The sequence below is a fragment of the Amycolatopsis mediterranei genome (assembly GCF_026017845.1).
In the GTDB taxonomy this organism is placed as follows: Bacteria; Actinomycetota; Actinomycetes; order Mycobacteriales; family Pseudonocardiaceae; genus Amycolatopsis; species Amycolatopsis mediterranei.
Genome location: NZ_CP100416.1, coordinates 4,150,798 through 4,172,016 on the forward strand (window position 1 = coordinate 4,150,798; position 21,219 = coordinate 4,172,016).

Annotated in this window: 16 protein-coding genes; 7 read left to right on the forward strand and 9 right to left on the reverse strand. The window is 71.1% G+C overall.

Features of this window, described 5'->3' with window-relative positions:
* Positions 1-160 precede the first annotated feature (160 nt).
* The 4 genes from ISP_RS19275 to ISP_RS19290 are packed head-to-tail and all read left to right on the forward strand — an operon-like array spanning position 161 to position 5,517.
* Positions 161-1,942 carry a condensation domain-containing protein gene (locus ISP_RS19275; protein ID WP_013225487.1) on the forward strand — a complete coding sequence of 594 codons (1,782 nt, stop codon included), beginning with the start codon at positions 161-163 and terminating at the stop codon, positions 1,940-1,942.
* A gap of 10 nt (positions 1,943-1,952) precedes the next feature.
* On the forward strand, positions 1,953-2,810 hold the full coding sequence (locus ISP_RS19280; RefSeq protein WP_013225488.1) for an ABC transporter ATP-binding protein: 858 nt from the start codon (positions 1,953-1,955) through the stop codon (positions 2,808-2,810).
* Positions 2,807-3,652, forward strand: a complete 846-nt coding sequence (locus ISP_RS19285) for an ABC transporter permease (RefSeq protein ID WP_013225489.1) — start codon at positions 2,807-2,809, stop codon at positions 3,650-3,652. The genes ISP_RS19280 and ISP_RS19285 overlap by 4 nt, the downstream gene beginning before the upstream one ends.
* Complete coding sequence (locus ISP_RS19290; protein WP_013225490.1) at positions 3,652-5,517, forward strand: carbamoyltransferase family protein; 1,866 nt, start codon at positions 3,652-3,654, stop codon at positions 5,515-5,517. The genes ISP_RS19285 and ISP_RS19290 overlap by 1 nt, the downstream gene beginning before the upstream one ends.
* Positions 5,518-5,784: 267 nt before the next feature.
* Here the strand turns inward: ISP_RS19290 and ISP_RS19295 are convergent, their stop codons facing one another.
* The 8 genes from ISP_RS19295 to ISP_RS19330 all read right to left on the reverse strand — a co-directional run bounded on the left by ISP_RS19295 (position 5,785) and on the right by ISP_RS19330 (position 16,190).
* Positions 5,785-7,062, reverse strand: a complete 1,278-nt coding sequence (locus ISP_RS19295) for a membrane protein (RefSeq protein ID WP_013225491.1) — start codon at positions 7,060-7,062, stop codon at positions 5,785-5,787.
* 471 nt (positions 7,063-7,533) lie between these two features.
* Positions 7,534-8,496 carry a hypothetical protein gene (locus tag ISP_RS19300; protein ID WP_013225492.1) on the reverse strand — a complete coding sequence of 321 codons (963 nt, stop codon included), beginning with the start codon at positions 8,494-8,496 and terminating at the stop codon, positions 7,534-7,536.
* Complete coding sequence (locus tag ISP_RS19305; protein ID WP_013225493.1) at positions 8,493-9,662, reverse strand: hypothetical protein; 1,170 nt, start codon at positions 9,660-9,662, stop codon at positions 8,493-8,495. The genes ISP_RS19300 and ISP_RS19305 overlap by 4 nt, the downstream gene beginning before the upstream one ends.
* Positions 9,663-10,406: 744 nt before the next feature.
* Positions 10,407-11,204 (reverse strand): dimethylargininase, encoded by a 798-nt coding sequence (ddaH, locus tag ISP_RS19310; protein ID WP_013225494.1) that lies wholly within the window; start codon positions 11,202-11,204, stop codon positions 10,407-10,409.
* Between the two features lie 14 nt (positions 11,205-11,218).
* Positions 11,219-11,971 carry a cyclase family protein gene (locus ISP_RS19315; protein ID WP_013225495.1) on the reverse strand — a complete coding sequence of 251 codons (753 nt, stop codon included), beginning with the start codon at positions 11,969-11,971 and terminating at the stop codon, positions 11,219-11,221.
* Between the two features lie 525 nt (positions 11,972-12,496).
* Positions 12,497-14,713: a xanthine dehydrogenase family protein molybdopterin-binding subunit gene (locus ISP_RS19320; RefSeq protein ID WP_013225496.1), complete on the reverse strand. Its 2,217-nt coding sequence runs from the start codon at positions 14,711-14,713 to the stop codon at positions 12,497-12,499.
* Positions 14,710-15,705 carry an FAD binding domain-containing protein gene (locus ISP_RS19325; RefSeq protein WP_013225497.1) on the reverse strand — a complete coding sequence of 332 codons (996 nt, stop codon included), beginning with the start codon at positions 15,703-15,705 and terminating at the stop codon, positions 14,710-14,712. Before ISP_RS19325 ends, ISP_RS19320 begins: the two co-directional genes overlap by 4 nt.
* On the reverse strand, positions 15,702-16,190 hold the full coding sequence (locus ISP_RS19330) for a (2Fe-2S)-binding protein (RefSeq protein WP_013225498.1): 489 nt from the start codon (positions 16,188-16,190) through the stop codon (positions 15,702-15,704). Before ISP_RS19330 ends, ISP_RS19325 begins: the two co-directional genes overlap by 4 nt.
* A gap of 103 nt (positions 16,191-16,293) precedes the next feature.
* Here ISP_RS19330 and ISP_RS19335 point away from each other — a divergent pair, with 103 nt between their 5' ends.
* Positions 16,294-16,938, forward strand: a complete 645-nt coding sequence (locus tag ISP_RS19335; RefSeq protein WP_013225499.1) for a TetR family transcriptional regulator — start codon at positions 16,294-16,296, stop codon at positions 16,936-16,938.
* Between the two features lie 302 nt (positions 16,939-17,240).
* Here the strand turns inward: ISP_RS19335 and ISP_RS19340 are convergent, their stop codons facing one another.
* A complete protein-coding gene (locus ISP_RS19340) occupies positions 17,241-19,196 on the reverse strand; it encodes an NPCBM/NEW2 domain-containing protein (RefSeq protein WP_013225500.1) in 1,956 nt (651 codons plus the stop codon).
* A gap of 296 nt (positions 19,197-19,492) precedes the next feature.
* Between ISP_RS19340 and ISP_RS19345 the strand changes: the two genes are divergently transcribed.
* Both ISP_RS19345 and ISP_RS19350 read left to right on the forward strand, forming a co-directional pair.
* Complete coding sequence (locus ISP_RS19345) at positions 19,493-20,269, forward strand: hypothetical protein (protein ID WP_230468839.1); 777 nt, start codon at positions 19,493-19,495, stop codon at positions 20,267-20,269.
* A 249-nt stretch (positions 20,270-20,518) separates the two neighbouring features.
* Positions 20,519-21,130, forward strand: a complete 612-nt coding sequence (locus ISP_RS19350; RefSeq protein ID WP_230468840.1) for a hypothetical protein — start codon at positions 20,519-20,521, stop codon at positions 21,128-21,130.
* Positions 21,131-21,219: the final 89 nt, after the last annotated feature.

The following is a 21,219-nucleotide window of genomic DNA, read 5'->3' on the forward strand; positions in this document are numbered from 1 at the left end:
TCCCGATTGCCCCGCGGTAGCGGAAATTCGAACGCCACACTATGTGCCATTCCGTCGCGCGAGAACGGGGAAAACCCCACGGGACGTGACAGGGATTTCCCCAAGTGCCATTCCCTCGGCGCTCGGCTAGCGTCGGCGGCGACTCGAGAAGGAGGCAGTGGTGGGGCTGCGACTCGACCTGTATCCGCCACCGGAGGTGGACGGCGCACCACCCGTCCACCTCACGCCGGTGGACCGGCTGTGTGTGACATTCGCGGGCGACCGGTGCCGCAGCGGCCCGCTGACCATCGGCCAGGGCACGATGTACCAGTGGATCGTCGACGAGCGGCCGTACGACGAGATGATCTCCGCTCCGCTGCCGCTGCCGGCCGGCACGACGCTCGCCGATCTCGTCGCGGTGCTCGGCATCCTGATCACGGAGAACGAAACGCTGCGCACCACGTTCCGGTTCGACGGCACCCCGGCCCAGCACGTGGCCGACTGCGGCGAGTTGTGGGTCGAGGTCTACCGGGACGACGGCACCGCAACCACGGACGCGGCCCTGGCCGAGGAACTGTTCCGCCGGCTTCGGGCCACCGAGTTCGACCCGGCGACCGACCTGCCCGTGCGGGTCGCCGTGGTGGCCGAGGGAAACGTCGCCCGGGTGGCGGCCATGGTGTACCACCACCTGGCCGTCGACCTGACCGGCGTCGCGCTGCTGAGCCGGCGGATCGCCACCATGCTCGCCGGCCCGGGCCGGCGCCGGGTCGAGCCGCGCCGGCACCAACCGCTCGACCAGGCCGACGCCGAGCACTCGCCGAGGGGCCGTAGGCGGGCCGAGGCGACCGCGCGGTACTGGACCGACGTGCTGATGTCCATGCCGCAGTGCAACTTCCCGCTGCCGCGCAGTGATCAGGCGGCACCGGGTGAACCTCTGGCCGGCTGGCTGTGGTCCCGGGCCGCGGCGACCGCCCTGCCCCACATCGTCTCGCGCACGAGCGTCAACGGGCCGATCGCCGTCCTGGCCGCGCTGGGCGCCGTGCTCGCCGCGCGCACCGGGCAGCCGCACTGCGTAATCCAGGCCTTGTCCAACAACCGGTTCGAGACGCGGCTGCGGGACTACGTCGGCATCCTCGCGTCCGACGGCCTGGTGTCGCTCGAGGTCACCACCCCCGGATTCGACGAGCTCGTGCGCCGGGCCGGCACCGCGGTGCTGAAGGCCGGGCTGTGCTCGCCGATCGACCGGCTGGAGAAGATCCGGTTGCTCGATGCCGCCCGGCACCTCCGCGGCACCTCCTACGGCCGGTACTGCACGTTCAACTATCCCGGCGCGGCCTACGAGGCCGACCTGCCCGCGACGCGGGAACTCGGCGATCCGGCCGCCGCCGCGTCGGCGATGAGCGAGACCAGCATCGTGTGGCTGGACTGGCCGCACGCCTCGGAGATGCTGGGCTTCCGGTTGCTGCAGAAGGACGAGGGCCTGCACTTCGGCGCGATCGCCCGTGACCGGCGGCAGATCCCGCCGGCCGAGGTGGAACTGCTGCTGCGCGGCGTCGAAAGGCTGCTGGTCGGCGCGGCGACCGGCGATGTCCCGCTGAACCGGGTTGCCGAGGTGACCGGCGTCGAGCCGGTGGTCCGTGGTCCACAGTGGAGGCGGGTCGACCGCTGCCTGGTGGAGCTGCCGGAGGTGCGCCGCCTGCTCCAGGACGCGGTCCGGTCGCCGCTCGCGCGGGTGTTCGCGGTGCCGTCCGAAGGGGACGGTCTGAGGTTGGAGGCGTACCTGCCGTCGGGTCTGGTGCCCGGTCCGCGGGAGGCGCACGACGCGTGCGTCGCGCTGCTGCCCGGCCGCGGCACGGCCATGGCATCGCACCGGTACGTCATCTGCGACGGCGCCCCGGCCGACCTGGACGACCTCACGGCGTGGCGCGGCCGGCCCGTGCTGACCGCCGGCGACGGCCGGTAGGCGCGCGGCCATGGCGAGCGATCCCGCGGTGACGGTTTCCGGCCTGTGCAAGGCGTACCACGGCCGCGACGTGGTACGCCTGGTCGGCTTCGAGGTGGGCCGCGGCGAGGTGTTCGCGTTGCTCGGCCCGAACGGCGCCGGGAAGACCACGATCGTGGAAATCCTGGCCGGGCACCGGAAACGGGATGCCGGAGTGGTCCGGGTGCTCGGCGCGGACCCGGCCGACCGCGACCCGCGGTGGCGCGCCCGGATCGGCATCGTCCCGCAGCGCGCCGACGACCTGAGCCAGTCCTACACGCTCACCGTCCGGGAGTGGGTGCGGGCGACGGCTGCCTACTACCCCGACCCGCGTGCCGTCGACGAGGTGCTCGAGCTGGTCGGTCTCACCGCGGCGCGGCACAGCCGCCCCGCCCTGCTGTCCGGGGGGCAGCGTCGCCGGCTCGATGTCGCCCTCGGCATCGTCGGGCGACCGGAGCTGCTCTTCCTCGACGAGCCGACCACCGGGTTCGACCCGCACGCGCGGCGGCGGTTCTGGGAGCTGATCGGCGATCTCGCCCGGTCCGGCACCACGATCATGCTCACCACGCACTACCTCGACGAGGTGGAGAACCTCGCCGACCGGGTGGCGCTGCTCGCCGACGGCCGGATCGTCGAGGTGGCCCCGCCGGGCGAGGTGGGCGGCCGGGCCATGGCGGAGGCAACGGTCCGGTGGGCCACGCCGGACGGCCCGCGGCAGGTCACCACCGCCACACCCGCGGCGGTGGTCGCCGACCTGGTCGCGCGGTACGGCGGGGAGGTGCCGGGACTGTCGGTCGAGCGGCCCGGCCTCGAGGAGATCTACCTGCGGATGATCGGGTCGACGGCATGACCGCGACGATCGCGCGCACCGCCGCGCCGCCGGCGAGGGTGCGCGGCCTGCTGGTGGCCACCGCGGCGCGAGCCAGGGTGGAGCTGCTGTCGTTCGCGAGGGAGCGGGTCGCCATGGTCTTCACCTTCGCCTTTCCGGTGGTGCTGCTGGTGATCATCGCCTCGATCCTGCGCGGGACCGACATCGGCGGCGGAGTCGACTTCGCGCAGTACTTCGTCGCCGGCATGATCGCGGCCGGGGTCTTCGGCACCGGCTTCCAGACCCTGGCGATCGCGATCCCGATCGAGCGCGACACCGGGGCGTTGAAACGCCTTGCCGGTACGCCGATGCCCAAGTCGGCCTACTTCCTGGGCAAGATCGCGGTGGTCGTCGTGGTGACCGCCGTGCAGAACCTGTTGCTGCTCACCATCGGCGTGCTCGCCTTCGGCCTGCGGCTGCCGACCACCCCCGGCCCGTGGCTGACCTACCTGTGGGTGGCCCTGCTCGGCATCACGGCCTGCACGCTGCTCGGGGTCGCGGTGGCCGGGCTGGTCCGCAACGGCTACGCCGCACCGGCGCTCGCCTCGCCGATCGCGATCGTGCTGCAGTTCGTCTCGGGGGTGTTCTTCGTCTTCACCACGCTGCCGCGCTGGATGCAGACGGTCGGAGCGCTCTTCCCGCTGAAGTGGATGACGCAGGGCATGCGCGCGGTCTTCTTGCCCGATGCCTACGCGGTTCGGGAGCCGGCCGGCTCCTGGGAGCTTCCGATGGTCGCCGCGGTGCTCGCGATCTGGTGCTGCGCCGGGCTTTTCGTCGCCGTCCGCACGTTTCGCTGGCGCAATCGACATGATGGAGATGACTGATGGCTGATCAGGTGCCGAAGGTGATCCTCGGCTACAGCGGGCTGCACGGCTCCGCCGAGTTCAAGGCCGCGTGCTTCCCCGGCCTCGACCCCCGGGAGGCTCGGTTGTTCCAGGGCCTGGACTCGGCGGCGGCGCTGGTGGTCGACGGCGAGCTGGTCGCCGCGGTGCAGCAGGAGCGGTACTCGGGCGTCAAGTTCGACCACGCCTTCCCCATCGAGGCGATCCGGAGCTGCCTGCGCATCGGCGGCGTCAACCTCGCCGCGGTGGACGCGGTCGCGCACAACTTCGACTACGCGCGGTTCGCGGTGTTCTCCCGTGGTGACGACCTCTCCCGGCGCCGCTACGAGGAGGTGTACGCACCGGGCCGGCAAACCGAGCTGCTGCACCGGTTCCTGCCCGAGCTGGCCGGGCACGAGGTGGTGCAGGTGCCGCATCACCGCGCCCACGCGCTGACCGCCGCGATCCCGTCCGGCTTCGGCGAGGCCCTCGTCGTGGTGCTGGACGGCATGGGCGAGCTGCACGCGGTGAGCGTCTACGCCTGGCGGCACGGCACGCTCGAACGCCTGGCGTGCCTGGACTTCCGCAGCAGCCTCGGCCTGTTCTACGGGCTGGTCACCATGCACCTCGGCTACTGGCCGAACAGCGACGAGTACAAGGTCATGGCGCTGGCCGCGACCGGGGACCGGCAGCGGTACCGGGCCGCGCTGGCCGAAGCGCTGGTGTGCGGGCCGGATGGCCGGGTGGAGGTCCCCGTGCTGGGGTGGAACCGGGACGCGCGCAGCCGGGAGACCTTCGCCGGCTCCCGGGCGTGGCTGGGGGAGCGGGTCTGCCCGGAGCGCCGGGCGGGCGAGCCGCTGACCCAGGCACACCACGACTTCGCCGCGGCAGCCCAGTATCGGCTGGAAGAGGCGATCAACCACCTGGTCGGGCACTGGGTGCGGCACACCGGGCTGCGCCGCGTGGCGTTCGCCGGCGGGGTCGCCTTGAACTGCTCGGCGATCGGCAAGCTCGCCGGATCCGACCTGGTGGACGCGGTCTTCGTGCAGCCGGCCGCCGGCGACGAGGGGACGGCGGTCGGCGCGGCGCTGTCGCTGGCCGTGCCACGGGCGAGTTACCCGGCGATGACCTACCTCGGTCCCGACGTGTCCGAGGACGGGCCGCCGGCCGGCCAACCGCACTGGTCCACCCGGGTGGAACCGGGCATCGGCGAGGTGGCCGTCGCCCGGCTGCTGGCCGCCGGGTACATCGTCGGCTGGGCGCAGGGCCGGCTCGAGTTCGGACCGCGAGCGCTCGGCAACCGCAGCATTCTCGCGGACCCCCGCACCAGGCAGGCCCGCGACCGGGTCAACGCGGCGGTGAAGTTCCGCGAGGAGTTCCGCCCGCTGGCCCCGGCGGTGAAGGCGGAGAGCGCGGACCGCTACTTCGTGCTGCCGCCGGCCACCGACCTGCGGCACATGACCGTCGCGGTCGGAGTCCACGGTCCGAAGCGCGCCGAGATCCCCGCCGTCGTGCACGACGACGGCACCGCCCGGGTCCAGGTCGTGCACCGCCGCGACGCCCCGAGGTTCTGGCGCATCCTCGACGAGTTCGAGCGGCTGTCCGGAGTTCCGGTGCTGGTCAACACCTCTTTGAACGTCAAGGGCCAACCGACGGCCCGCGCCGGAGCCGAGGCGTTCCACACCTTCACGACATCCGAGCTGGACGCCATCGTGATCGGTGAGCGCCTCTACGCCAAACCCGGCGTCGTCACCGCCGCCGCCAACGCCGTCGCCGCGGCCGAACTGGCCGCCTCTCATGCCAACCACGCGCGGTCCACCCCGGACTACCAGCTCCTCGGCCCGGCTGCTGCCCGACGCTCAGGATGACCACGAGGACGGCGTTGACGCCCCACTGCGGTGAGGCGTGGAAGACCCTGCCGGCGGGGGCGGATCAACGGCGTCCGGCGCCGCCGGGATCAGCATCGAGGAGGCCACGCCGCCGGTGCGGCAGGCGGCCTCGAGTGGGCGTGCGGGACGTGAGCAGAGTGCCCGGCCGGAGGCGAGGAACGGTCCTTTCCTTGCAGAATCAACAAGGAAAGGACCGCCGTTCCTTACCCGTGACATCCGGCTACCGGAGTGCGGACTGTGCGGTGGTCACCTGCCCGGCGTCGCCGAGGCCGCGTCCCGTGCCGCGACGTCGTGGGCCCGGCGGTCCGTGCCTGCCGTCCGCGCGGCCCGCACATCGTTGACACAGCCGGGAACGTCGGCGACGGAGTAGCAGTTGTCGGGCCGGTTGCCGCTCACCACGGCCCCGTTGGCCAGCGTGACATGCGCGCTCAGGGTGTCGATGCCACCGCCGGAGGCGGGGAGGGGAAAGTAACCCGCGCCCGGTTCCCCCGCGGCATTGCCGGTGACCGTTCCGCCGTCGAGGGTGAGGGTGTCGTAGAACACGGAGAGTCCGCCACCGCCGCCGCCGAAGCCGGCCCAGCCGAGGTATCCGCCGGGCCCCGGGACACCGGCGTCGCCTCCGCGACCCGCCTGATTGCCGGAGATCTTCGTTGCGGTGACGATCGGGTTCAGCGGCTCGCCCTGCGTGGTGGACACGAACATCCCGGCGCCGGTACCGCCGCTGCCGCCGGCTCCCGATCCGCCGCCGTCCGCGCCACCGGAACCGCCCTGAGCGCCTTGCCCTGCGGTGTTGCCGGTGAAGCTGCTACCGGTGACCCGCAGGGCGGTGCCGCTGGTGAGGTCGATGCCGCCACCGAAACCACCCGAGCCACCGTCGCCACCCGGCTTCGTGCCCGTGCCGTTGCCGCCCCGGCCACCGCCGCCGGTGGCGTTCCCGGTGATCCAGCTGTTGGTGATCGTCAGCGTCACCGGGGTGAGGGCGTACGAGGCGATACCCCCGCCGAAGCCACCGAGGCCGCCGCGGCCGGCGCTGGTGGTGGCGGTGGCGTCGGCACCGGGCGCGCCCGCCCCGGACGTGTTGCCGGCGATGATGCTGTCAGTGATGGTCAACGGGCCCCAGTTCCGGATACCACCCCCGGAAGCGCCCCCGGTCCCGTCGCCGTAGGAGTTGGTGCCGGCGCCGTCGGGGGCGTGGCCGCCGGTGATCGTGACCTGGTCGAGGGTCAGCTCACCCCAGTTGTCGATGATCCGGAACCGGGGTGCGTCCGGGGCCCGGCCGATGGTGGCGTGGTTGCCGTTGATGGTGAGCTTCCCGTTGATGGCGGGCAGCCCGGTGCCCGAGGGGACATCAGCCGGCGAGGTGAGGGTGTAAACGCAGTCCGGAGCCAGGGACAGGGTGTCCGCGGCGGTCGAGGCGCTGGCCGCGGCGACCGCCTGGACCAGTGCGGCCGGATCACAGGGCACGTCGATGTCGGCGGCTTGGGCCGGTGGCGCGGCGAGGGTGAGCGCCCCCAGTGCGGTCACCGTCGCGGCGGCAGGGACAACGAATCTTCTCCGGGATCTTGCACGCAGCGGCATCAAGAGACCTTCCAGGTCAGCGGATCGGCATGGGTACTGATGCAATAAGTATGATCCACATCGCAAGGCAATTATTGTCAATCGACCATTTATCGCAATCCGCTGTGCAAGTGGCGGGATTCCTCGGTGGTGAGGCTCAGGCCAATTCGCGGGCGGGTATCCGTCTGGGCAGATGACCTTCGTGTCGCGGTACCCGTGGTTCGTGCGAGAGCTGTGACTCTGCACTACCATGATCTCCCCAAGCGTGGGGAGATATCGCACGTGCGGGGTTCAAGCCGCCCTTTGAACACGCAGCCGCGGGAAATGTCCCGCATCGCGGTCGGGCTTTTGTGAAGTCACTCGAGCTGCAGGTCCGTGGCCCACTTCAGGTGGGGTTATAGCTCAATTCGGTCCCGCTGCCATCCCTGGCCGATACACCTAGGGCCACTGCTGCGTCAGCGTGACTACGTCCCGCGTAGTGGGATGGTCGGCACCCAGCCGGCGTGCGCACTCCGCCGCGAGGTCGGCTGCCATCACCTTCGCGGCCGGGACGTCCCCGGCCGCGCCGACCGCTTCTGTGTGGGACGCGCGGATGTCGAAGGTCCGGGCGTGGTGCCGGCCGTAGGAGCGCTCGGCGTCGGCGACGGCGGTGGCAAGGACCTCTGCCGCGCGGTGCGCGTCGCCGCTCTCCAGCAACGCGCCGCCGAGGTTCCACCGGCAGTCGGCGGCCAGCCCCGGCCACGCCGACGGCAACGGCGCGATCTGGTCGAGCAGGGCGGCGAACCGCTCGGCACCGGCTTCCGGTCCGGCGGTTTCGCGCGTCCAGACGGCGACTTCGAACCGCGCGCTCAAGGTGACCGCGGCGTCGGGTCCGTGGGCGGCAGCCGCGTCCGCGGCCACGTGCTCGGCGAGGGCGAGCGCTTCGGCCTCGGCGCCGAGATCGCCGAGCTGGCGAGCGACGGTGAGCCGGGCGTGCAGGGTGGTCGGGTGCTGCTCGCCGACCGCCGCCGCGCTCTCGCTGACGACGTGTTCGGCGAGATGCAGGGCGCGTTCGGGGTCGCCGCGGCCCGCGACGGCGCCGCCGACCACCCAGGCGAGGTCGTGCTGCATGGCGCGCAGGTCGTCGGCGGTGACGATTCCCGTCGCGTCGGAGATGATTGCCTCCAGACGCGCGATCGCGGTGGTTTCGCGGCCGGCCTCGGCGAGGTTGACGGCGATCGCCGCCGCGGCGCGGTATTCGTGGGCGGCCGCCGCCCGGTCGAGCGCCCGTTCGACGTGGTCGAGGCGGCCGGCGAACGACGCTTCCCACGCGACCGGGACGAGATCGGCCGGGGCGGCCTCGGCGAGGACGGCGTCCCAGACGACGTCGGGGACCAGTGGTGCGGCGGGGTCCTGGCTCACGTGGTCGACGAGGTAGTCGAAGGCGAGCAGGCCGCCGTGCGCGTCCGGTTCGAGGAGGCTGCTGGTGGCGTGCAGGGGCTGGGTGGCCCAGGAGAGTGCCGTTCCCAGTCTTCCGGGCGCAGGGCCGCGCCACCGCGCTCGTCCAGGTACGTCTCGTGGAGCTCGCACAGCAGCGGCACCGGCAGCGGCCGGTGGTGGCTCGTCCGCCGGACGTCGACCGCGGCGGTGACCAGAGCGGCCCCGCGGGCCCTTCCGGACCCCGGCGCCCACGCGTCCTGTAGTTCGCGCACCAGCTCCGGCCCGGCCGCCAGGTGCTCGGCGAGGCCGTGCCGGGGGGTGCTCGCCAGTGCTGCGGCGATCCGGGTGTCGTCCTCGAACAGGCGGGCCGCGGCCAGCTCGCGGTCGGACCAGCAGCGCTCCAGCCGGATCTCCCGGGTTACGGCGTCGAGCGCGTCCCGGCCCGCGCGGGCCCGCTGCCGCTCGCCCGGCTCCCGCTCGCCGTCGTGCCGCAGGCTGAACCGCTCGCGTTCGTGGGCGCGCAGGGTGGCCAGGGTGAGTACCTTCGCTGCGGCGAGCGTGTCGAGGTCGGTGCGCGCGAGGCCGCCGGCGAGCAGGTAGCGCTCGAGGTCGTCGAGCCACAGCACGCTGGGCCGGTGTTGCTTCGCGGCGGCGATGGCGGCGTCCAGGGCGTCGGGTCCTTCGGGGACCACGCAGACGTGGCGTGGCAGGCGCTCGCGCAGGGTTTCGTACGCCAGGCGGGTCTTCCCGGCCGTCGAGTCGCCGACGAGCAGGACGAACCCGCCGGGCGTGAGGGCTTCGGCGAGTTCGGCCGAGCGGTCGCGCCGGACGAACGGCGGAACGCGGTCGGCACTGCCGTCTTCGCGGGCCACCGCGGCGGCGGGGTGGACGCCGAGCCGGATCGGGTCGGTGATGCGGTCGACGCGCGAGACGTGGAGCGGCTGCTTCGGCGCCGTTTTCGCGGTGAGGTGTGCCTTTCCCCGGTCGGAGAGCACGGCGGCCACCACCCCGCCCGCCGCGACGGCGGCCGCGGCCAGCGTCCCGGGGTAGGCCTTGCCGAGCGCGGCCAGCACCGCCACCACCGTGGCGGCGGCGACCAGCAGCCACCACCCCCGCCACCGGACCCACCAGCTCCGCAGCCCGCGCATGGCAGCCCTCTCCCGTTCGGCTGGCCGCAGCTTCTCAGCGCGCCGCGGCGGCGGCAAGACGCCGTTTCGGGCTTTCCGCTGCGGGGGCGCCGAGCCGGCACCCGGACGTGAGGATCTGCCCGCCACGCTCCTGCGATTTTGCACAAGGGGCAGGACAGGTGAGTAGCCGGCACCGCCCAGTAGTCCCGGCGAGATCACCACCACCCGGGTGTTCATCCGCGCGCAGGAGAGTTCATCCGTAATTGAGCTGCCGGCTGCGCGGGCTGGTGAGCGCGTCGACCCGCTGACCCTCGACCCTGGTGAGCTCGCGCTGCTGGCCCTGTTCGGCACCGGGAGCCGGACGGCGTCGACCAGACGCTTACGAGCACAGATGGCCGGCGCCCAGCTCGCCGATTTCCTCTCCCAACTGGAGAAGACTCCGTGGCCGCGAGACGTTCGTTGCCGAACTGGCGCCGCGATCCGGCGATGCCGGTTCTGGTGTCGTACCGCGCGGAGTCGACCGGGTCGCGGGCGGAACGCGCCTCGCCGGCGTCGATGACGAATCCGAAGCTGATCTGCACCCGAATGGCCGCATTGTCACTTGCCTCCGGATCCCGCGGAAGATCGCCATGGAGATGATTTCCACCGGCACCCCGATCACCACTCGACGTGCGTTCGAGCCCGGTCTGGTCAACCGCGTGGTTCCCCGGACGAAGTCCTGTCGACCGCCCTCGCGCTGGCCGAGCTGATCAGCGAGAACGCACCTCATCCGGCCGGCGTGCCATCCGCGGGGCGCAGTTCGAGGGTGCAGCATTTGGGGCCGCCGCCGGATGCCCGGAACTCGGAGAGGTCGACGGGGATCGGTTCATAGCCCCGGTCGAGCAGGCGGTCGGCGAAGTGCGTGCTGTCGGCAGGGATGACGACGTGGTGGCCGTCGGATATCGCGTTGAGGCCGAAGTGGCGGGCGTCCGCGGCGGTGGCGAGCAGGGCGTCCGGGTACAGGCGCTCGAGCAGACGCCTGCTGCCCGCCGAGAACGCGCCGGGGTAGTAGGCGATGGTGTCGGCGTCGAGAGGCAGCAGGGCGGTGTCGAGGTGGTAGAAGCACGCGTCGACCAACCGCAGGGAGAGCACCGGGTAGCCGAGGAACTCCTGAGCCTCCAGATGCGTGGGGTGTTCCGTGCGGAAGCCGGTGCCCGCCAGGACATGCCGTCCGGTGAAGAGGAAGTCGCCCTCTCCCTCGCCGATCCCCTCGGACATCGCGACGGTGTAGGTGCCGGTTGACTCCAGCCACCGCTGGTGCGCTGCGGACTCGGGTTGTCTTGTGGCACTGCGGAACCGCGCCACGAACGCCCGGCCGCCGACCACGACGGCGCCGTTGGCGGTGAACACCATGTCCGGTAAGCCTTGCACCGGATCCAGCAAGCTCACCCGGTGTCCGAGGCGCTCGTAGACGTCCACCAGGGTGCGCCACTGCGACACCGCGCGTTCCCTGTCGACCACGTGGTTCGGCTGCATCCAGGGGTTGCTTTTCTCGGTCACGTCGAAGTGGACCGGAGCGCACATCAGGTAATGCCGGCTCATGTGTCCGGTACCAACGCCAGAACGCGGGCGGGAAACGCGGTGGCGCTCTGGGCCTTGCCGACGCCGACGACCACCGTGGCGCCGAGCGGCGGGACTTCGGACAGGGCCGCCATCATCTCCACCTGGTAGCGGTCGTGCTCGAAGATCCGGGCCTCCGCCGGGTGTTGTCTGCCGGCGATCTCCTCGGCGTTCGATCCGTCGGCGTCACAGGTGACCCGGCGGCCCGGGTCGGTGTCGATCGTCTCGTGGCCGAAGGCCGTGGTGTCCCGTTGCCCCACCAGGAAATCGATCGCGGCCACGGTCCACCCCGGTGACCGGACACGACCATCGGGCGCACGGCCTCGCATCGCGTCTTGGCTCGGCCACCGGTTCGACCAGTCCGACCGGAAAGCCACGAAGGCTTTTTCCGGCACCTGGCCGTACCGCCGCTCCCAGTCCAGGATGTGCGGAACGTCCAGACAGGTACCGGGATCACGGGTCACTTGGGCGGACAGGTCGATGACCACCAACGGTAGTACCAGTTCGTCCGGCCGCAACTGGTCCACTGTGCGTCCGCCCGCACGCATGTGCGCGGGGGCGTCCACATGGGTCGCCCAGGCACCCGGCATGCTGTGCCGCTGTAGGTCGAACCCGTCGCGCCGGAGGCTGAGCGCCGGCTCACGACGCTCCCCGGCGAAATCCTCGGAGCCCGCCACGCCAGGGCCGAACGCGTGCGTCAGGTCGACAATCCGCAACGTCTTCGGCCCCATTGACACGCTATTCAGGATGAGCTGGCTGACATTCCGTGTCCACGGTGTCTCGCGAGGTCAACCGGTTAGTGTGACAGTGCGGCTCGATTCCGCTACTTTCAGGCTGAAGCCTTGCTCCAATCGTGTCATCCGGGACTCGTCTGCAGTCAGTGCCGCGGGATGTGGCTATGCGCTCCGAGGCCGGACAGTGGAAGGGAGGCTATAACAGCTGACAGGGACAGTTACGCGCAATTCAGAGAAGGTAGCGGCAGCGGCGTTCCTGCAGGAGACCGAAGTCGATCTGGCCGGCGTCGTTGTGGACGACGATCTCGCCGTCGAGCACTGCGGCCCGGCCGTCGGAGCCGGCGAGACCGACGTGGAGGAGTTTTCGGACGTCACGGGCTGCAAGGCGGTCATCGGTGTCCTCTCGAGGGCGGGGGACGCCGGGCTCGCACTTCCCGGCGGGCCTGTCGAAGCATTCAACGTCGACCGCGTGCTGGCCCGTGTGGCGTGGCGGCGCGATCCCCGGTGTCCGATCCGCCGGTCTCACAACAGCTTGTCGAGGGTGATGGGGAGGTCGTGGATCCGCCGGCCGGTTGCGTGGTGGACTGCGTTCGCGATCGCTCCCGCGACGCCGGTGATGCCCACCTCGCCCACGCCGATCAGGCCGAGCGGCATCGTCGGGTCCGGGTCGTCGAGGTAGCTGACGTCGATCGGCGGGATGTCCGCGTGCACCGGGACGTGGTACTCGGCGAGGCTCGGGTTCATGATCCGTCCCGTGCGCGGGTCGACCAGGGTCTCCTCGGCCAGTGCCATGCCGATGCCCATCACGATCCCGCCGCGCAGCTGGCTCGACGCGGTCTTCGCGTTGATCACCCGGCCGACGTCGAACACCGCGGTCCAGCGCGACACCCGTACCTCGCCGGTGTCCGGATCGACGCGGACCTCGCAGAACTGGGCCCCGCAGGCGGCCTTCATCCAGCGCCGCTGGTCGCGCAGGAACTTCGCCGCGAACTTCAGCTGCCCGGCCACCCGGCCGAACCGGGTGTCGGAGCCGATGGCGGCTTCGACCGACGGCACGCCGGCCTTGGCCAGGATCGTCGCTGGGCTCATCCCGGCCGAACCCGAGCGTTTCGCCAGCTTGTCCAGCTCTCGCTTCAGCTTCTCGCACGCGGCCAGCAGGCTGTTGGCGATACTCGCCGTCTGCATGGATCCGCCGGCACCCGGGCTCACCGGCAGGGTGGAGTCGCCGTACTCGACCCGCACCGCATCGAACGGCACCCCGAGCGCGTCGGCGGCGATTTGCGCCTGCGCTGTCGCGCCGCCCATGCCCATTTCGTGGAAACCGCACCGCACCAGCACGCTGCCGTCGACCGAGAGCCGGACCGTGACGCTGGCGGCGAACTGCCAGGCCGGGTGGTACGCCGACGCGACGCCCATCCCGACCAGCCACCGCCCGTCACGCATCGACCCCGGTTCCGGCGTCCGGTCGGCCCAGCCGAACCGCTCGGCGCCCTGCGCGTAGGCCTCACGCAGCATCCGGTGCGTGAACTCCTTGCCGTCGATCGGGTTCGTCGCCGGTTCGTTCCGCATCCGCAGCTCGATCGGGTCGACACCGAGCCGGTGGGCGAGTTCGTCGATCGACGCCTCCAGCGCGTAGGTCCCGATCGACTCGCCCGGCGCGCGCATCGAGGTGTTCGAGAGCAGGTCCAGTTCGACCAGGTTGTGCTGGACCAGGATGTTTTCGGCGGCGTAGAGGTGCCTCGACTGCGACGTCACCTGCTCGGGCACGCCGCCGACCCGCCCGGTGCGCGTCACGCTGGTGTGGACGAGCGCGGTCAGCTTGCCGTCGGTGTCGGCGCCGAGTGCGACTCGCTGCGTGGACGGCGTGCGCCCGCCGACCGTGCGGTAGACGCCTTCCCGGGTGAGCGCGAGCCGGACCGGCCGGCCGGTCGCGCGGGCCGCCAGCGCGGCGATGATCGTGCCGGGCCAGAGCATCACCTTGCCGCCGAAGCCGCCGCCGACGAACGGGGCGATCACCCGCACGTTCGCGGGCGGCACACCGAATCGCCCGGCGAGGTGCGTGCGGACCCAGTCGATGCTCTGCGTGCCCTCGTGGACGGTCAGCCGGTCGCCGTCCCAGGACGCGGTGGTCGCGTGCGGCTCGATCGCGTTGTGGTGGTGCGGCGGCGTGGTGAACCGCAGATCGAGCGACACCGGCGCCGCGGCGAGTGCGGCCTCGGCGTCGCCCTTCTTCGCTCCGCCGGACACGATCATGGTGCTCTTCTGCGGCTGGGCGTTCTTCTCTTCGGCGGCGAAGTCCACAGTGGACGTCCACGTCTCGTAGGTCACGGTGACCAGCCCGGCGGCTTCGCGAGCGGCTTCGAGGGTGTCGGCGACGACGACCGCCACCGGCTGGCCGTCCCAGTGCACCTCGTCGGTGTTGAGGTAGTCGACCGAAGTGCCGGAGACCAGCGTGCTCAGGTTCAGCGGGTTCACCTTCGGCGCCGGTTTCAGCGGCGGGGCGTTCAGGTGGGTGAGCACCGCGACGACGCCGGGGACCGCGGCCGCGGCCTCGGTCCCGATCGCGGTGATCCGGCCGCGGCTGATCGTCGCGTGCACCAGTGCCGCGCGCGCCAGGCCGGGGAGGGGGTATTCGGCCGAGAAGCGGGCGGCGCCGGTGGTCTTGGCCGTGCCGTCGACCCGGTCGATCGGCTTGCCGACGACGGGGCCGGTCTCCGTCGCGGGCAGGGTCCTGGTCATGCGGCGCTCCCGTCGGTGAGCAGCTGTCGCAGCGTCGCGACCATGGTGCGCTGCGCGAGCTCGATCTTGAAGGTGTTGTCCCGTTGCCCCACCGCGGGCGCCAGCTCGGCGGCGGCCGCCCGGCGGAAGGACTCTTCGGTCGCCGGTGCGCCGAGCAGGATCCGCTCGGCCTCGCGGGCCCGCCACGGTTTCGCGGAGACACCGCCGAGCGCCAGGCGGACGCCGGTCACGACGCCGTTTCCGGTCTCCAGCGCGGCCGCGACCGAGACCAGGGCGAAGGCGTAGGACGCGCGGTCGCGCACCTTGCGGTAGCGGGAGTGCGCGGCGATCGGCAGGGCGGGCAGCTCGACGGCGGTGATCAGCTCATCCGCGGCCAGTGCGGTCTCGACCTGCGGAGTGCTGCCGGGCAGGCGGTGGAACTCGGCCAGCGGGAGGCGGCGGGTGCCGCGCGTGCTCTCCACTTCGACTGCTGCGTCGAGGGCGGCCAGCGCGACGCACATGTCGGAGGGGTGCGTGGCGATGCAGTGGTCGCTGACCCCGAGGACGCCGGCGTTCCGGGTGAACCCGCCGATCGCGGCGCAGCCGCTGCCCGGTGTCCGCTTGTTGCACGCGGCCGCACCGTCGTAGAAGTAGAGGCACCGGGTGCGCTGCAGCAGGTTGCCGCCGACGGTCGCCATGTTCCGCAGCTGGGCCGAGGCGCCGTTGAGGACGGCCTGGGCCAGCACCGGGTAGCGGGTCCGGGCCAGGGGGTGGGCCGCGAGCGTGCTGTTGCGGACGAGCGCGCCGATCCGCAGGCCGCCGCCGGGCAGCTCGTCGATCCCGGTCAGCGGCAGCCGGGTGATGTCGACGACCACGTCGGGCTGCTCGATGTCCTCCCGCATCAGGTCGACGAGGTTCGTCCCGCCGCCGAGGAACTTCGCGTTCGGCTCGGTGGCGATCGCGCGGACCGCCGTCTCGACGTCCGGGGCGCTCAGGTAGGTGAACGACCTCATCTCGTGGCCTCCTGGATGGCGTGGACGATCCCGTTGTAGGCGCCGCAGCGGCACAGGTTGCCGCTCATGCGCTCCCGGATCTCCGCGTCGGTCAGTTCGCCACCGGGGCCGGCGAGGTGTTCGGTGACCGCGCTCGGCGTGCCGCCGGAGTGCTCGGCCAGCATCCCGATCGCCGAGCAGATCTGGCCGGAGGTGCAGTAACCGCACTGGAAGCCGTCGTTGCGGACGAAAGCCCGCTGCAGCGGGTCGTCGACGCCCTCGATGGTCGTGATTTCGCGGCCGGTGTACTGCACGGCCAGCGCGAGACAGGAGTTGATCCGCTCGCCGTCGGCGAGCACGGTGCACGCGCCGCAGGCGCCCTGGTCGCAGCCCTTCTTCGTGCCGGTCAGCCCCAGCCGCTCGCGCAGCGCGTCGAGCAGGCTGACCTGTGGTGGGAGGTCGAGCAGCTCGTCGACCCCGTTGACCCGCAATCGCACCTCGACCACGTGGATCCCCTTCGCTCGTGACGGTGCTCGCCAAATTAACAGAACGATGTACTCTTAACAAGAGAACGTTGTCCTGTTAAGTGGACCGTATGATGGCTGAGATATGTCTCAGTCGATGTTCATGCGGGCCAGGCGGCCGGAGCAGAAGGAGCAGCGGCGCGTGGCCATCCTCGCGGCGGCCCGTGAGCTCGCTCTGGAATCCGGCGTGCGCAACGTGAGCCTGGGCAGCGTCGCCACGGCCGTGGGGCTGGCCAAGTCCAACGTCACCCGCTACTTCGGTACCCGCGAGGAGATCTACCTCGAGCTGGCTTCCGCGTGCTGGCGCGACTGGGCGGACGAGGTCGCCCGCCGGCTCGCGGCCGGGAACGCCGTCGTCGACGTGCTGGCCGAGACACTCGCCGAACGGACGCTGTTCTGCGATCTGCTGGGCCACACCGCGACGTCGCTGGAGCACAACGTCTCGGTCCCGGCCGCCCGCGACTTCAAGCGACTGGTGCTGGGCGTCCTCACCGAACTCGGCGCGGCGGTCGCCCGGGCGTGCCCGGAGCTGACCGAGGGCGAAGGGTTCGAACTGGCCGGGGCGGCCAGCGGCTTGGCGGGGATGGTCTACCCGGCCGCGAACCCGCCGCCGACGCTGCGCGAGGTCTACGCCCAGAACCCGGACCTGGCCGCGGCGTGCCTCCCGTTCCTGCCGACGCTGAAGCGTGCGCTCGCCGCCTTGGCCGCCGGATTGCCGTCCCTGCGCTGACGGACCGCCAGGCGCCGCCGGCACGGCCGCGTTCGTGCCCACCGGCCCGGCCTGTTCGTTCCGCGCTGCAGCCTGTCCGCCGACGCCGACCGGCTGATGCCACCGCCGCCCAGAACGCGACAACATCGGCGGCTCATCGACACAACGCAACAGTCATGCCTCGGAGATAGCGGTGGCCAGGGGCGAGTACCAAGTGCCTTGGGCGCGACTCATATCCGACGCAAAAGACGACGGCTGGACGAAGGTCGTCCTGCACCCGGCGATGGCGCCGGGTATCGGAAACCGGGTGGCGGCTGCCAGCCTCAGCAGGTGATCGTGGCGTTCGCCCAGTCGGCGTGATCGTTGGTGTTGCCGTCGCCGGCGTCGGTCACCGACAGTTCCAGCACCTGGACGCCGGTCAGCTGTGCGGACAGCGCCTGTGCCCTGTCTCCGGGGTGCATGACGCCCGTCGCGGCGAGTTCCTTGCCGTCACCGAGGATGCGGAACCCCACGCTGCCACCGGCGTTCTCGTCGTCCATCCCGACCAGGGCGCCGACGGACGTGCAGGATGCGCCGACGTAGACCCGCACGCTCGAGGGGGCGTGGGCACCGATGCCGTCGTCGTAGCCGACCCCGGCGATGGTGATCCGGTGGCCGTCACCAGGCTGGCTCTCGCCGTTGCTCGTGCCGCGTTCGACCGGGCCCCAGCCGTTGTCGGACGACATCCACGGGGCCTTTGACAACGCCGTCGTGCCGGACGACGGGCGGGAGACGAGCGGCGACGTGCCTTCCGAGCCCAAGGCGCGCTTGCCCCACGCGGTGGAGTAGTCGGCTTTGGCCGCCAGCCTGACGCGCTCGCCACCCGGCGCCACCGGCTTGAACGTGATCTGCTGCTGCCACGACTTCCCCGGGGGTACGGCCGGAACCGTGAACGTGCCGGGGCCGTCGAGCTGCCAGCCGACGGGCGTCGCGACGGTGGCCCGGAGCTGGGTGATCGGCGTGCTGCCGTCGTTGATGACCTGAAGGGTGGTGGTCAGCGGGCGGTCGGCGGGCACGTAGTCCGGCGCCGGCAGGGCCAGCGTCGTCATCGGCGCGGCCGACGGGTGCGTCGACGGCCAGACCCGGAAGACGGACGAGTCGTGGGACGCGACGGCGTCGCGGAGGGTGCCCGCGGTTTCGGTTTCCGTGCCGGTCCAGAGGTCGCGGACGCGGAAGGTGTGGCCCTCGAGACCGAGTTCCGCCGCCGTGGTGCTGATGGTCGTGCTCGCCGACCCACGGTTGAAGAGCACTACCGCGGCCGATCCATCGGACATCGGCTTCGCCCAGACCTCGGTGTCGCCGTCGTCGCGGAGCTTGCGGCCCTGTGTGCCGGCCCAGTCCTGGTCCAGCGCGATGACGTCGTTGTTCTCGAGGATCGCCTTGGTGGCGGGCGACATCGCGGGCAGGTCGTTCCCGGCCAGCAGCGGCGCGTTCAGGAGCGCCCACAGCGCGAAGTGCGACCGGTACTCGGTGTCGGTCATGCCGCCGTTGCCGACTTCGAGCATGTCCGGGTCGTTCCAGCCGCCGGGGCCCGCGAACTTTTCCAGGCCGACCTGCTGGTCGAGGATGCCGGTCATGCTGCCCCAGTTGTCGCTGATGTCGCCGGTGGTGCGCCACAGCTGCGCACCGGCGTCGCGCCCCCAGGTCCACGGCTTGTTCTCGCCCCATTCGCAGAGGGCGTAGATCATCGGGCGGCCGGTCTTCTTGATCGCGTCGCCCATCTTCGTGTAGCGCTCGATCGCCGGTCGACCCTGGTTGTTGCAATTGTCGTACTTGAGATAGTCGACGCCCCAATCGGCGAAGGACTGCGCGTCCGCCTCCTCGTGGTCGAGCGCGCCGGGCATGGTCTTCTGGCAGGTCAGTGTGCCGGCGCTGGTGTAGATGCCGAGCTTCAGGCCGAGCCCGTGGACGTAGTCGGCGAGGGTCTTGATGCCGTGTGGGAAGCGTTCGTGGCTGGGTTCGAGCTTGCCCTCGGCCGTGCGATTCTGTTCCGCCCAGCAGTCGTCGATGTTGATGTACTGGTAGCCCGCGTCCTTCATGCCGGACGACACCAGTGCGTCGGCGGCACCGCGGACGAGGTCCTCGTTGATGTCGCAGCCGAACCTGTTCCAGCTGTTCCAGCCCATCGGCGGCCGTTCGCCGACGCGCTGGGCAGCGAAGTAACCCGGCTCCGCGGCTGCGGCGGGGACGGCTTCGGCGACCGTGACCACCGAGGTGCAGGCGGCTATCGCGACGGCCATTCCAACAAGACGACGCACGAGTACCTCCAGGAGCGCGCAACTTTGCGCAGACTCACTCAACAATCAACTCGACGGAGCGACAGGCGTCTACGTCCGTTAGTAGGTAATCCATTGCGTGGCCCCTCGCTGGATAGATCTCTCGCCACGGGTTGATGCGGGCGGTGGCCGATCAGCGGGGAAGTCTCGCAGGCCCCGGTGCTCTGGAGCTGGCAGGATGTGGTGCAGGGGAGTCGTGCTTGTCGGACGCGCGTTCCCCTTTCCGGCTCGAGGATTGGACGCAATTGGGACGCTCGTCGGTGTTCACTTTCCAGTACATCGCCATCGACACGGAGGCTGGTGTTACGCCGGAGGAGTTCGAGACCTTCGTGCGTGGTGAAGGTGTGCACCTGCCCTTGTACCCGGGGTGGCGGTGGACTCTGCTGCGCGGGTTGCGCGGGGAGCGGACCGGGCAGTACCTGATGTTGTACGAGATCGAGAGCGCCGAGCAGCGCGACCGCTACGTCACGGCCCGGGGTGAGCAGACCGAGCCGGCCCGGCTGTTCTGGGCGCGGCACCCGGAGGCGGAGGTGGTGCTGGCGCGGTGGCGGCGGCTGGGCACGTACGGTGAGCTGCCGACGTTGTTCACCGACTACCGGCTGCTGGCCGACAATCCGCGGAGCACGGTCACGCCCGGCCCCCGCTACCGCGACCGCCCGGGGGAAGAGCCCGTCGCCCGGGTCGTCGGGATCCACAACCTGGCGTTGCGCGCCGGTGTGACCGAGGAGGTGTTCGACCGCTTCATCGCCGAGAACCACCACCGGATCGACGACTACCCGGACTGGCGGTTCCACGTGCTCAAGGGCGAGCGGGGCAACCGCCTCGACCAGTACGTGATGATGATGGAGATCGCGAGCCTGGACGCGCTGGACGTCTTCTACCCCGAGCCCGACATCGCCACCGGCGAGGCCGCGGAGTTCGCGGCCGCCCACCGCGACACCAAGCAGATGTACGAGGAGTGGAAGCAGCTGGCCTCGTTCTCGGGCTCGCCGCAGATCTACACGGACTACCTCGCCGTCGCGGAGAACCCAGCGTAGTCCCGCACGACCGGACGGGCCCGGGATCAGGTGGTGGTGGGTGTGGAGCCAGTCGCGGATGGCGGTGGTGATTTCGGCGCGGGGGTTTCGTTGAGGAACTCGCGGCACTGCCCTGTCGTTCACCTTGCGTCAGATCAGCCAGACGGCGACGTCCACGGCCAGGTCCGGACCTCCGGCGTGCAGACGGCGTCTCGAGCCGGCGCACCTGGTGCAGTTGCGTGACCGCAGCGGCGCGGCACAGCCCGCCGCGTGGGCGAATCCGAGCGGCGGAACCCGTCGGTGATCGCTTCGAACGCATCGACGCCGGCGGCGCCGACGCGCGGCCGGGTCACCGGCTCGACCTCGCCGGGCAGCAACAACCCGAGCCTGGCCAGCTCTGGGGACAAGTTCGAGCCCAGCTCACCCTCGCCTGGTTGCGTCCGCTCGTCGGCATGGCAGGACGTCGCAACGCTCGGTCAGCAGCAGATGAGTGCGTTCATCAGGTGTGTCCGACACACTGGCTTCATGCGGCAGGCGTTTGTCCACGAGGCGATCCTCGTCATGGAGCCGGAAGCCGACGAGGCTGCTCCCGGCGCGGCCGTCACGGTCGCGTTGTGCGGGCATTGGGACCATGAAGGGCCGTGTCCTCTGTCGCCGCATCGGGCGCACGCCGACCGGGTTGGCGACGAGCTGCACGTGACGGTTGTGTTCGCGGCAGAGCCCGAGACGGAGCATGAGGTGCGGCGGCGCATCGATCGGGCGTTGTCCGGCCGGTGGCGGTTCCCCGACGGCTTCACCACCCCGTGGCAACTCCGCGAAAGCCGGCCTCGCGACGTGTTACCGGAAGAGAGGAGCCAGGCCGAACGCCTGATGCGCGGCTGACCCGCTCCGGCTGCACTGCGTAGGAACCTGGTGGAACGCCCTCAACTTGGCGGGACAGGACGTTCGCCCATGGGAAGGTACTTCCGTGG